Annotated in this window: 12 protein-coding genes; 6 read left to right on the top strand and 6 right to left on the bottom strand. The window is 50.0% G+C overall.

The features are described 5' to 3' along the window. The 5 genes from BOW51_RS03395 to BOW51_RS03375 form a co-directional block, all read right to left on the bottom strand. The coding region (locus BOW51_RS03395) for an aconitate B (protein ID WP_503167662.1) at positions 1 to 470 on the bottom strand (470 nt) is incomplete at its 3' end. A 143-nt stretch (positions 471 to 613) separates the two neighbouring features. Beyond that, positions 614 to 1,360, bottom strand: a complete 747-nt coding sequence (gene phbB / locus BOW51_RS03390) for an acetoacetyl-CoA reductase (RefSeq protein ID WP_078476442.1) — start codon at positions 1,358 to 1,360, stop codon at positions 614 to 616. Between the two features lie 159 nt (positions 1,361 to 1,519). Continuing rightward, positions 1,520 to 1,897, bottom strand: a complete 378-nt coding sequence (locus BOW51_RS03385) for a phasin family protein (protein ID WP_078476441.1) — start codon at positions 1,895 to 1,897, stop codon at positions 1,520 to 1,522. Between the two features lie 186 nt (positions 1,898 to 2,083). After that, the gene (gene phaR, locus BOW51_RS03380; protein ID WP_078476440.1) at positions 2,084 to 2,566 is read right to left on the bottom strand and encodes a polyhydroxyalkanoate synthesis repressor PhaR; all 483 of its coding nucleotides are present in this window, start codon (positions 2,564 to 2,566) and stop codon (positions 2,084 to 2,086) included. A gap of 220 nt (positions 2,567 to 2,786) precedes the next feature. After that, on the bottom strand, positions 2,787 to 3,971 hold the full coding sequence (locus BOW51_RS03375; protein WP_078476439.1) for an acetyl-CoA C-acetyltransferase: 1,185 nt from the start codon (positions 3,969 to 3,971) through the stop codon (positions 2,787 to 2,789). 177 nt (positions 3,972 to 4,148) lie between these two features. Between BOW51_RS03375 and BOW51_RS03370 the strand changes: the two genes are divergently transcribed. The 3 genes from BOW51_RS03370 (at position 4,149) to ppsA (ending at position 8,333) form a co-directional block, all read left to right on the top strand. Continuing rightward, positions 4,149 to 4,985, top strand: a complete 837-nt coding sequence (locus tag BOW51_RS03370) for a pyruvate, water dikinase regulatory protein (protein ID WP_078476438.1) — start codon at positions 4,149 to 4,151, stop codon at positions 4,983 to 4,985. An 88-nt stretch (positions 4,986 to 5,073) separates the two neighbouring features. Further along, positions 5,074 to 5,874 carry a ferredoxin reductase domain-containing protein gene (locus BOW51_RS03365; protein WP_135568026.1) on the top strand — a complete coding sequence of 267 codons (801 nt, stop codon included), beginning with the start codon at positions 5,074 to 5,076 and terminating at the stop codon, positions 5,872 to 5,874. Positions 5,875 to 5,966: 92 nt separating this feature from the next. After that, positions 5,967 to 8,333: a phosphoenolpyruvate synthase gene (gene ppsA, locus BOW51_RS03360; RefSeq protein ID WP_078476436.1), complete on the top strand. Its 2,367-nt coding sequence runs from the start codon at positions 5,967 to 5,969 to the stop codon at positions 8,331 to 8,333. 73 nt (positions 8,334 to 8,406) lie between these two features. Here ppsA and BOW51_RS03355 read toward each other — a convergent pair whose 3' ends face one another. Beyond that, positions 8,407 to 8,850: a hypothetical protein gene (locus BOW51_RS03355; RefSeq protein WP_078476435.1), complete on the bottom strand. Its 444-nt coding sequence runs from the start codon at positions 8,848 to 8,850 to the stop codon at positions 8,407 to 8,409. A gap of 331 nt (positions 8,851 to 9,181) precedes the next feature. Here BOW51_RS03355 and BOW51_RS03350 point away from each other — a divergent pair, with 331 nt between their 5' ends. The 3 genes from BOW51_RS03350 to BOW51_RS03340 form a co-directional block, all read left to right on the top strand. Next, a complete protein-coding gene (locus BOW51_RS03350) occupies positions 9,182 to 9,883 on the top strand; it encodes a GntR family transcriptional regulator (RefSeq protein WP_078476434.1) in 702 nt (233 codons plus the stop codon). After that, on the top strand, positions 9,876 to 10,769 hold the full coding sequence (gene prpB, locus BOW51_RS03345; RefSeq protein ID WP_078476433.1) for a methylisocitrate lyase: 894 nt from the start codon (positions 9,876 to 9,878) through the stop codon (positions 10,767 to 10,769). The genes BOW51_RS03350 and prpB overlap by 8 nt, the downstream gene beginning before the upstream one ends. A gap of 42 nt (positions 10,770 to 10,811) precedes the next feature. Then, a partial coding sequence (locus tag BOW51_RS03340) for a citrate/2-methylcitrate synthase (RefSeq protein ID WP_281252859.1) occupies positions 10,812 to 10,997 on the top strand: 186 nt, incomplete at its 3' end.

Raw genomic sequence — 10,997 nt, 5'->3', positions numbered from 1 at the left:
GTGAACCATTCGGCATTAGCCCATGATTCAACTACCTGTTTAGCATTCGCATTACCTGCGTCGGCCTTTTCCTTGACATCATGGAAGGCATCGAACATCAGCAGTGTGTGAGACAGGGCTTCTGCTGCTGTTGGCGCCAGTGCATCATCATCAAGCGCATCGATCATCGGTGTGATGTTGTAACCACCGAGCATGGTGCCAAGTAGTTCGACTGCGCGGACCTTGTCGATGAGCGGGGATTCAGCCTCGCCCTTGGCGATAGCGGCAAGGAAACCCGCCTTGACGTATGCGGCGTCATCAACACCTGCAGGGACGCGGTTTGTCAGCAGGTCGAGCAGGAACTCCTCTTCACCTGCCGGGGGGGTCTTGACTAACTCGACGAGTTCAGCAGTCTGCTGCGCATCAAGTGGCTTGGGTACGATGCCTTCTGCGGCCCGCTCCTCTACGTGGGATCTATAGTTTTCCAACATTTTGTTATTTCCTCCTAATCGACACAGAAAGGGGGTTGCTGTTAGCTTGCATGGCCCCGGATACTCTTCCTGCGTTCTCTTTAAAGCGTCCTGTTTCAGAATGCAGCCTGCCAGTATACAGGCAGGCTGCCATCCCCGGCTAATTAGTGAATAAACATACCGCCGTTGACTGGCAGGTTGGCGCCGGTCATGAATGAGTTTGCATCATCGGTACAGAAGGTAACTGCAAGTGCAATCTCTTCCGGCTGTGCCATGCGTCCCATTGGAATCTGCTTAATGATTGAATCGAGTACTTCCTGTGCAATCAGTGCGGTCATGTCAGTCTCGACATATCCTGGTGAAACTGTGTTGACGGTAACATTCTTGCGTGCGCCTTCCTGTGCAACAGCCATGGTAAAGCCGTGCAAGCCGGCTTTTGCAGCAGAGTAGTTGGCTTGTCCGAACTGACCCTTCTGGCCGTTGATTGAAGCGATGTTAACGATGCGACCAAAGCCACGCTCGGTCATACCCAGGAATACCTGGCGAGTGACATTGTATGCAGAGTTGAGGTTGGTGTTGATAACCGCATTCCACATGTCTGGAGTCATGCCCTTGAGGGTCTTGTCGCGGGTAATTCCTGCGCAGTTGACAAGAATTGAAACCGGACCGAATTCCTCTTCGATTGATTTGATCATTTCGCCCACAGCGTCATAGTCGGTGACGTCTGCACCGGCAATACCGATGTCATAACCAGCTTCTTTCTGCTCTGCCTGCCAAGCTTCGGCCTTTTCCTTTTCTGGAGGGAAGTAGTTGGCAACAACCTTGCGACCCTGGTCAGTCAGAGCTCTGCAGAGAGTGGTACCAATGCCACCGGTTCCGCCGGTAACGAGTGCAATTTTTGTATCAGACATTTTCTATCCTCCGGAAATGGACATTAATTAAAAACAAAAAAAAGGCCGTAATCGGCCATAGAGTATACAGTTCAATAGCAACGCTTTATTGCATCAGTATTGAATTGAGTGGTTGACTCAACGGCAGTGCCAAATGCACCGCCGTCGAATGAAAAGTATTTATGCAGCTTTTTTCTTCGCAGCAGCAGTTACTTTTTCAACATTTGCTTCAGCAGTCTTTACGTTCTCTTCGACGAGAGAGCTGATGCCTTCCTGTGCGTCTTTCAGCAGGGCAGTAACTTCTTTGTAGTTACCAACCATTTTTTCACCGCATGAACGAACGATTTCGCTCTGCAGGCTCATTGCTTCTTTGACGTCTTTGACTGAAGAGAGCTTCTCAGCATTATCCTGAGCAGACTCAACGCAGCTGCTAACCATCTCAGCCTGCTTCTCAACCAGATCCTGCATGGTTGCGACGTTGGTTTCTGCCAGCTTTTTGAAAGCCGAGTACATGTCTTCTGTCATCTTGTTTGTCAGTTCAATCCACTGTGTATTCATTTTGATCACCCTATATATTATGAAGAAAAATTATGCTTGTTGCAACGCAGCATAGTGCATTGCACAAAAATATAGATGATGCACTGCACAAAGTCAAGTTTTTTTCGTAAATATTTTATTACCGGGTGAAAATAAAAAGCCCCTAACAATCGCGTTCAGGGCTTCTATTGGCTTTCTGGGAGGGGATTACTTCTCTTTTTTGGTATTAACTCCCATCGCGCTGAAGAAATCATTTTGCATGCTTTTCCATAGGTCGACATTTTTTTCACCGAGGTCGGACCAGAATTTCATCGGGCTGCCGCCTGTCATAAGATCCTGCATCTGGGACTGGATGGCTTCCTGCTGGTCCTGGAAAAAGTGCAGGCTGCGATCGATAAACATCGAAAAACCCTGGTGTGAAGTGTCGCTATAGTAGCGAATGAAGTTCTGCAGGTTGTCGTTTGAAAACAGTGGGTCGCTGTCAGACTCCTGCTCTATAATAATCTGTAGCAGGATATTACGCGTGATGTCTTCACCCGAGTTGGTGTCGACAACTTTCATCGGTGTATTCTTGACGACCAGTTCCCTGACTTCGGGAAGAGTGATATAGCGACTCTCCTCCGTGTCATAGAGACGGCGGTTGGGGTACTTCTTGATGATGCGAACCTGTTCGGTTTCTTGCTCGGTCATTTAGGTATCATCCTGAAATTATTCATCGATATTTTAACCTAAATTGAACACGGTTATTCTATCCGGATCAATTTTTAGCCATAAAATATTCTTGATGAAGGACAAATATTATATTTAGCTTCCCTTATGTGTCAGTACAAAACTGATAGTTTTGCACGATTTCCCCCGAGCATCATGCTCGGGGTTGATTGGTGATTAATTGAAATGCAGGCTCTCTTTATCAGGCCTTTTCAACTGCGAGAGCAACGCCCATTCCGCCACCGATGCAGAGTGTTGCAAGTCCCTTGCTGGCATTGTCGCGCTGCATGCCGTGCAGCAGGGTAACGAAAACACGTGCACCTGATGCTCCGATCGGGTGACCGATAGAGATAGCGCCACCGGTAACATTCACCTTGTCGGTGTCGAGACCCAGTTCCTTGTTAACCGAGATCGCCTGGGCTGCAAAGGCTTCATTCGCTTCGATACGGTCGAGATCTGCAACTGTCCAGCCAGCTTTTTCAAGACACTGTGTAGTTGACGGGATCGGGCCTGTACCCATGATCTTCGGATCAACACCTGCACTTGAGAAGGCCTTGTAAGTAGCCATCGGCTCAATGCCGAGCTCTTTCGCAGTGGATGCTGCCATGACGATAACTGCTGCTGCACCGTCGTTGATACCGGATGCGTTGCCCGCGGTGACTGTACCTTCGCGGCTAAATGCCGGACGCAGTTTACCGAGGCCTTCAGCTGTTACGCCTGCACGAGGGCATTCATCCGTGTCGAAAACGACCGGGTCGCCTCTGCGCTGAGGAATCTCTACAGGAACAATTTCTTCATTGAAATGGCCTGCGTTCTGAGCTGCCTCGGTGCGCTGCTGAGAGGTTGCAGCAAAGCTGTCCTGCTCTTCTCGGCTGATCTCGTACTTGTCAGCAATATTCTCTGCTGTGGTACCCATGTGGTAGTCGTTAAAAGCACACCAGAGACCGTCATTGATCATGGTGTCGACCATTTTCCAGTGCCCCATCTTCTGCCCGTCGCGAGAGTTTGGCAGTACGTGTGGTGAGGCGCTCATGTTCTCTTGTCCGCCGGCGATAACGATCTTTGCATCGCCAGATATGATTGCCTGTGCAGCCAGGTTGACTGCCTTGAGTCCGCTACCACATACCTTGTTGATGGTCATCGCCGGAGTGGTTTCCGGCAGTCCTGCTTCGAGTACGGCCTGGCGAGCAGGATTCTGGCCAACGCCTGCCTGCAGTACCTGTCCCATGATGACTTCATCGACCTGATCAGGATTGACTCCGCTACGCTCGATCAGTGACTTGATAACTGTTGCACCCAGGGTGCTTGCCGGGATGCTTGCGAGGCTGCCTCCGAAGGCACCAACTGGAGTACGGGCTGCGGCGACAATGACGACTTCTTCTGACATATTACCTCCTAGGGCATTGATCCTGTTTTCCTGATCAGGATGATAAAGATAAATCTGTTTTGATGGCTAAGATGCCTTGACAGAGCTAATCCTAGCCGTTAACGTTGTGCAATGCAACAGAAACGCAGTACACCTTGATTAATCTGCTTTTTTAGGACCTTGCACCAGAGTTAAACAATGGAAAAAAGAGACGTACTGTTTATTTCGGATCGTACTGGTTTGACGGCTGAGTCTTATGGCAAGAGCCTGCTATCCCAGTTTCCAGGCATCGAGTTCGAGAGCCGCCTCTATCCCTTTGTCGATTCAAAGGAACGAGCTCGTGAAGTGGCACGCGAGATTAACCAGATTGTTGAGGAGACTGGCAAGCAGCCTATTGTTGTCAGTACCCTGGTGGAGAGTGAATCACAGCGGGTGATCGCCAACAGTAAAGGCTGTATTGTCGATCTGTTTGGTGTCTTTATTGAACCGCTTGAGGAGTGCCTTGGTATCGAATCATCGCACAAGCAAGGCATCTCCTTTGATCCGCACAGCCACGAGCTGTATCAGAAAAAGATCAAGGCGATCGATTATGCACTGAAACATGATGATGGTGGCGACCTGACCAATTATAAGGATGCAGATGTCATCCTCCTCGGTGTTTCTCGTAGTGGCAAGACACCAACAAGTCTCTTTCTGGCAATGAATTTCAGCCTTAAGACGGCAAACTATCCTTTGACATCAGATGATCTGGAAGGACACAAGTTACCATCATTTCTGCTGCCATGGACACGCAAGATGGTGGCTCTGACAATTCGGCCCGCAACTCTGTCGAATATTCGACAGCAGCGCCGACCGAGTAGTGAGTATGCATCACTGCAGACCTGTCAGCGCGAATTACGTATTGCAGATACAATGTTTAAAAATGCGAACATCCCGGTATTCGATACAACGGATACATCCATTGAAGAGATCGCCGGGTGGATTGTCAGGGAGAAACGATTGCGCGATGTCACCGCGCTCGGTATTGGACACTGATAAGGCTCTGTCGCGCATAGTCGCTGCAGCCCGGATGGCAGTTATAACAATAATATTCAGATAACCACAAGAAGAGGAATTAGACAGCATGAGACCCTCTGTAAATGCACGAGTCATGGAGACGCTCATCAGCACCAGTGTTGATGGTGTCGGACAGGTTGTGCGCCTGACACTCAATGTAGAAGGTGATAACTGGAAGAGTTACCGCGACACCGGGCTGAACATTGAGCTTGATGATGGGGCGACCACGTCGGCACCGGTATGGGTTGAAGAAACCTATGCCGTACCATTTGATAACAGCTTTGATGTTCGCCTGCTGGTCGCTTGTCCGGAGCAGGACGCTTCCCCGTTTCAGCAAAAGGCTGCGGAACTGGCGGAAGGAGACATGGTGAAAGTCAGTGAACCACTGGGCTATCCCTATCATGCACCAATCAATTCGCGTGGCAAATTGATTTTACTGGCTGCCGGTTGCGATGTGGATATTTTCCGTTCGCTGGTGAAAAAGATCTACGAGAGAGATATCGACTGGATGGGAGAGGTACGCGCCTACAGCGGTGACGTAACCGGCATCGAGCACATCTATCTCAACCACAAGAACAGTGATGCGATGCACTATCTTGATGATCTCGGTTTCCGGGCATTCGACGCCCTGATGGCACGCTCCTCGGCAACAGTCGCCCGACTGGATGACATGACTGAAGAGCAGGCGGTGATTGAGTTTGTCCGCTTTATCCGTAGTCCGTCAACTTATGTTTATGTCGCAGGCAGTGAGGCGGTGCTTGAAAAGCTTGGCGATACAGTCGACGAGAGGCTCGGACAGCCAGGTGCATGGAAACGTATCAAGGATGAACTGCGAACACAGAATCACTGGTACAGCCACCTGCAATAAGACCCAAAACGTAATGCAGAAGGTGACGCGGTCTGTTTCGCGTCCCCTTCGAATAGTAACTGTATTTATACCCTGGTAAGAGGCTAGGCACGATGATTGAGTATTTAATTCCGTTGGATCAGCTTGGGATGGATGATGTCGACCGCGTTGGTGGTAAAAACGCGTCACTTGGTGAGATGATCCAGAATCTTTCAGACTTGGATGTAAAAGTACCCGGTGGTTTTGCAACCACGGCTGATGCGTACCGTGCCTTTATTGCACATGATGGTCTTGGTGACCGCATTAATCAGCGTCTTGCAGAACTGGATATCGAGGATGTGGCAGCCCTGCAGGTGGCAGGAGCCGAGATTCGTGAGTGGATCGCGGGTATCCCGTTTCCACAGGAGATGGAAGAAGCAATCGATGCTGCCTACGCGGCACTCGAGGAGGAGTACGGTACTGAAACATCATGGGCGGTGCGTTCATCCGCCACGGCCGAAGATCTTCCCGAGGCCTCTTTTGCCGGTCAGCAGGAGACCTACCTGAACGTCAGGGGAATCGAAGAGATCAAGAATGATATACGGCTTGTCTTTTCCTCTCTCTTCAATGACCGTGCGATCTCTTACCGCGTGCACCAGGGATTTGCTCATGAGGATGTCGCCTTGTCTGCAGGTGTCCAGAAGATGGTGCGTTCGGATATAGGTACTTCAGGCGTCATGTTTACTGTTGATACGGAATCTGGTTTCGAGGACGTGGTCTTCATCACCTCGAGCTATGGTCTTGGTGAGATGGTAGTGCAGGGCGCGGTTAATCCGGACGAGTTCTATGTCTACAAGCCTGCCCAGAGAGCTGGCCGTCCTGCCGTCGTGCGCCGCAGCCTCGGTGGCAAGGCGATCAAGATGATCTACAGTGACCAGCCTGGCGAAAAGGTGACAACGGTACCGGTCGATCCGGAGCAACAGATGCTCTTCTCACTGGATGATGAGCATGTCAACCAGTTGGCCGGTTACGCTGATGCAATTGAAAAGCACTATGGCCGCCCGATGGATGTCGAGTGGGCACTGGATGGTATTGATGATCAACTCTATATCTTGCAAGCACGTCCTGAGACGGTGCAGAGCCGTGTTGGCCAGGTGATCGAACGCTTTTCACTCAAGGAGCGTGGCGATGTGCTGACCGAGGGTCGCAGTATCGGTCAAAAGATCGGTGCCGGACGCGCACGCATTCTCGCCAGCCTCGACGAGATGGACAAGGTGCAGGAGGGTGATGTCCTGATCACTGATATGACCGACCCCGACTGGGAACCGGTTATGAAACGTGCTGCAGCAATTGTTACAAACCGCGGTGGCCGTACCTGTCATGCCGCGATCATTGCACGCGAAATGGGTGTGCCCGCGGTGGTTGGTTGCGGAAATGCAACTGAGCTGGTGGAAGATGGTTCAGATGTTACCGTCTCCTGTGCCGAGGGTGAAACAGGACACATCTATGCTGGCAAGCTGAATTGCGATATCAACCGTATCGAGCTTGGTTCGATGCCGGAGGCGCCGCTGAAGATCATGATGAACGTTGGTAACCCTGAGCGTGCTTTCAGTTTCGCAGGCCTGCCTAATTTTGGTGTTGGCCTGGCAAGGCTCGAGTTCATTATCAACAATATGATTGGTGTGCATCCGCGTGCACTGCTTGAGTATGATTCGATTCCAGCCTCACTGCGTGAGCAGATCGCACCACTGATAGCTGCTTACGGTGATCCGGTCGATTTTTACGTCAAGCGCATCGTCGAGGGCATTTCTACTATTGGATCGGCCTTTGCACCAAATCCTGTGATTGTGCGCATGTCTGATTTCAAGTCCAACGAGTATGCCAACCTGATCGGCGGAGACCATTACGAACCGCATGAAGAGAATCCAATGATCGGTTACCGTGGTACTTCGCGTTACCTTTCAGATGAGTTTGAGAAATGCTTTGAACTCGAGTGCCGTGCACTCAGATATGTTCGTGACGAGATGGGGCTCGATAACGTCTGGGTGATGGTTCCATTCGTGCGCACTTTGCAGGAGGCGAAGGATGTGGTTGCATTGCTCGACAAGTACGGACTGCGTCGCGGTGAAAACGGACTCAAGCTGATCATGATGTGCGAGGTACCGAGTAACGCTATTCTCGCAGAGCAGTTCCTTGAGTATTTCGACGGCTTCTCCATCGGTTCCAATGATATGACCCAGTTGACGTTGGCGATTGATCGTGACTCCGGGCTGGTTTCCAAGCTCTTCGACGAGCGTGATGAGGCAGTCAAGTTTATGCTCAGCCGTGCCATCAAGGCGTGTCGTGATGCAGGCAAATATGTCGGCATTTGTGGACAGGGACCTTCTGATCATCCGGATTTTGCCAAGTGGCTGGTTGACGAGGGGATCGAAAGTGTCTCACTCAACCCGGATACGGTTATCAGCACATGGCTTTACCTTGCAGGGGTAGAGGAGGCGTAGCCCTGCTCTTCATTCGAATAAAAAAGGCCGTCGATGACGGCCTTTTTATTTTGTTCAGGTAACCTGTTTTCAATCAGGCAACGGCTCTCAAGTCGCCCGTCACTTCTTTCACAAGCGGGTAGAGATTTTCTGTCTCAGCCACGATTCTATCAAGAACCATATTGAACACCTCATCAGTTTCAGATTTGAAATGCTCATAGTCACTGATGCGCAGTTGCTTGCCGCGCTTGTTACACCATTTACTCAGGTATTCTGAAAATACCTTTTTGATCTCTACACTGCCGGACATAAATTTATTCGCAGTATTCTTGGTCTCCTGATCACACACAAGCAAGTGTTTGTAGAAGTGCTTGTCAGTGAGCTCAATGTGCTCTTTGACCAAATCAGCAAAATGAAAGAAAAGGTCGCATGTCACTTCGCTATCACAAAGGCTCCTGTCAGCAAGAAGGTAATGCAGGATATTGGCGTGTTCAGTGATCTTGTGATTCTGAGTATGTAATTCATCGTAAGTAATCATTTTGGTACTACTCCAGACATCTTAATTGGGTTGTATATATGAGCGAAATGTTGCGTGCCTCTTATTCGGGTACTTACCCACATCGCGTACATGGAAATATATGCTATTTCTCACAAAAAAAGATAATTAGCAAATGCTAAAGGATTAATATAGATAACTCATTGATTTACTATGTTTTTATTTCGATTGTATCCATGTTGCATGAAAATCGACGGTAGATTGTATAAATAATAGACAGCACTGCTTCATATTGTTGACAATCCAATGCTAATAGGCTTTAATTATCGTCGATCTCCAGCCAATTCACATTGAATTGTCAACAAAAGGTGAAATGGAACAGGCAAAGAGACAGACCATCAGCACATTGGATGCCGGCAGTCGTACGCTGGCAGACCGTGTATGTCATCAGCTGAAGGACGACATCATCACAGGACGGCTTTCTCAGGGATCCAAAATTGTGGAAGAGGATCTGGCGCGTGAGCACGGCGTAAGCCGTGGGCCGTTACGTGAAGCGATTCGTCGTCTCGAAGCTATGCATCTGGTTCAGCGTATTCCTCATGCCGGGGCACGTGTTGTTACCCTCAGCGAGAAAATGATGTCAGATGTCTACTCGGTGCGTGAAGCACTTGAAGGCATGTCGGCACGTCTTGCAGCTGAATTCATCAAGCCGAAGGAAGTCGATGAACTCTGGTTGTTGCTTGAGCAGCACGAAAAGAACATTGATGAAACTGAAGGCACGGTCTATTTTCAGCGTGAGGGCGATGTGGATTTTCATATCCGCATTGCACAGGCGAGTCAGAATCAACTGTTGGTTAAATCTCTCAGTAGTGAGTTGTACCAGCTGATTCGTATGTGTCGCTACCGTACTGCAAAAGCTCCATCACGTCCTACCAAGGCACTTGGTGAGCATCGCCAGATTGTTGACGCCATCTCCAGGCGGGATGGTGAATTGGCGGAAATCCTTATGCGCCGGCACATTAGTGGTGCCTGGCAGATCGCCAGAGAATTGCTACTCAAGGACCATCATGACTGATACAAATTTAACACCTGGTGCGAAACTGCGTCGTGCCGTCGAAGAGAACAATCCGCTGCAGGTTGTTGGTGCAGTAAATGCCTACAGTGCCATCATGGCCGAAAAAGTTGGCCACAAGGCGATCTATCTTTCGGGCGGTGGTGTTGCTGCCTGCTCAATGGGTATTCCCGATCTTGGCATTACGACCATGAAGGATGTCCTTGAAGACGTTAATCGCATCACGGATGCTTCCTCGTTGCCGCTGTTGGTTGACGTCGATACAGGTTGGGGCGGAGCTTTTAATATTGCACGCTGTACACGTGAGATGGTCCGCTCAGGTGCAGCAGGTATGCACATCGAAGACCAGGTTATGCAGAAACGCTGCGGCCATCGTCCCAACAAGGCGATCGTCACACAGGAAGAGATGGTCGACCGCGTCAAGGCGGCTGTCGATGCGAAGAGTGATGAGAGTTTTGTTGTCATGGCACGTACCGATGCCCTTGCTGTAGAAGGTATGGAGTCGGCTGTTGAACGCGCGATTGCCTGTGTCGAAGCCGGGGCTGACATGATTTTCCCTGAAGCAATCAATACGCTTGAGCAGTACAAGGAATTCACCAGCGCGGTGAATGTACCGGTACTGGCAAACATCACCGAGTTTGGTGCAACACCCTTGTTCACCACTGAGGAACTTGCTTCAGCCGGCGTCAAGCTGGCGCTCTATCCACTCAGTGCCTTCCGCGCCATGAGCCTTGCTGCACTGAAGGTCTACCAGGAGCTGCTCAATACCGGTACGCAGCAGGGCGTTGTCGATACCATGCAGACTCGCATGGAGCTTTACGACTTTCTCGACTACCACAGTTATGAGCACAAGCTTGATCAGCTTTTCGCAAAACAGAACGAGGAGTGACCCGGTGTCACTCGTGGATAACAGAATCTAAGGAGACTATTGATGACTGAACAGGTACTTCCAAAAGCAAAGAAATCAGTCGCGCTGTCAGGTACTGCGGCAGGTAACACGGCTGTCTGTACTGTCGGCCGTACTGGTAACGATTTGCATTATCGCGGCTATGACATTCTCGATTTTGCCGACAAGGCTGAATTCGAGGAGATCGCATATCTGCTGGTTCACGGTGAA

The organism is Solemya elarraichensis gill symbiont, assembly GCF_002021095.1.
Classification (GTDB): domain Bacteria; phylum Pseudomonadota; class Gammaproteobacteria; order Chromatiales; family Chromatiaceae.
Note: the sequence above shows the minus strand (reverse complement) of the source record. Positions and strands in the feature narration are given on the sequence as shown.

What these genes read in the sequence shown, in the direction of transcription:
- phbB (WP_078476442.1), bottom strand. Translation starts at nt 1,360, where the DNA reads ATGTCTGATACAAAAATTGCACTCGTTACCGGCGGAACCGGTGGCATT.
- BOW51_RS03385 (WP_078476441.1), bottom strand. Translation starts at nt 1,897, where the DNA reads ATGAATACACAGTGGATTGAACTGACAAACAAGATGACAGAAGACATG.
- phaR (WP_078476440.1), bottom strand. Translation starts at nt 2,566, where the DNA reads ATGACCGAGCAAGAAACCGAACAGGTTCGCATCATCAAGAAGTACCCC.
- BOW51_RS03375 (WP_078476439.1), bottom strand. Translation starts at nt 3,971, where the DNA reads ATGTCAGAAGAAGTCGTCATTGTCGCCGCAGCCCGTACTCCAGTTGGT.
- BOW51_RS03370 (WP_078476438.1), top strand. Translation starts at nt 4,149, where the DNA reads ATGGAAAAAAGAGACGTACTGTTTATTTCGGATCGTACTGGTTTGACG.
- BOW51_RS03365 (WP_135568026.1), top strand. Translation starts at nt 5,074, where the DNA reads ATGAGACCCTCTGTAAATGCACGAGTCATGGAGACGCTCATCAGCACC.
- ppsA (WP_078476436.1), top strand. Translation starts at nt 5,967, where the DNA reads ATGATTGAGTATTTAATTCCGTTGGATCAGCTTGGGATGGATGATGTC.
- BOW51_RS03355 (WP_078476435.1), bottom strand. Translation starts at nt 8,850, where the DNA reads ATGATTACTTACGATGAATTACATACTCAGAATCACAAGATCACTGAA.
- BOW51_RS03350 (WP_078476434.1), top strand. Translation starts at nt 9,182, where the DNA reads ATGGAACAGGCAAAGAGACAGACCATCAGCACATTGGATGCCGGCAGT.
- prpB (WP_078476433.1), top strand. Translation starts at nt 9,876, where the DNA reads ATGACTGATACAAATTTAACACCTGGTGCGAAACTGCGTCGTGCCGTC.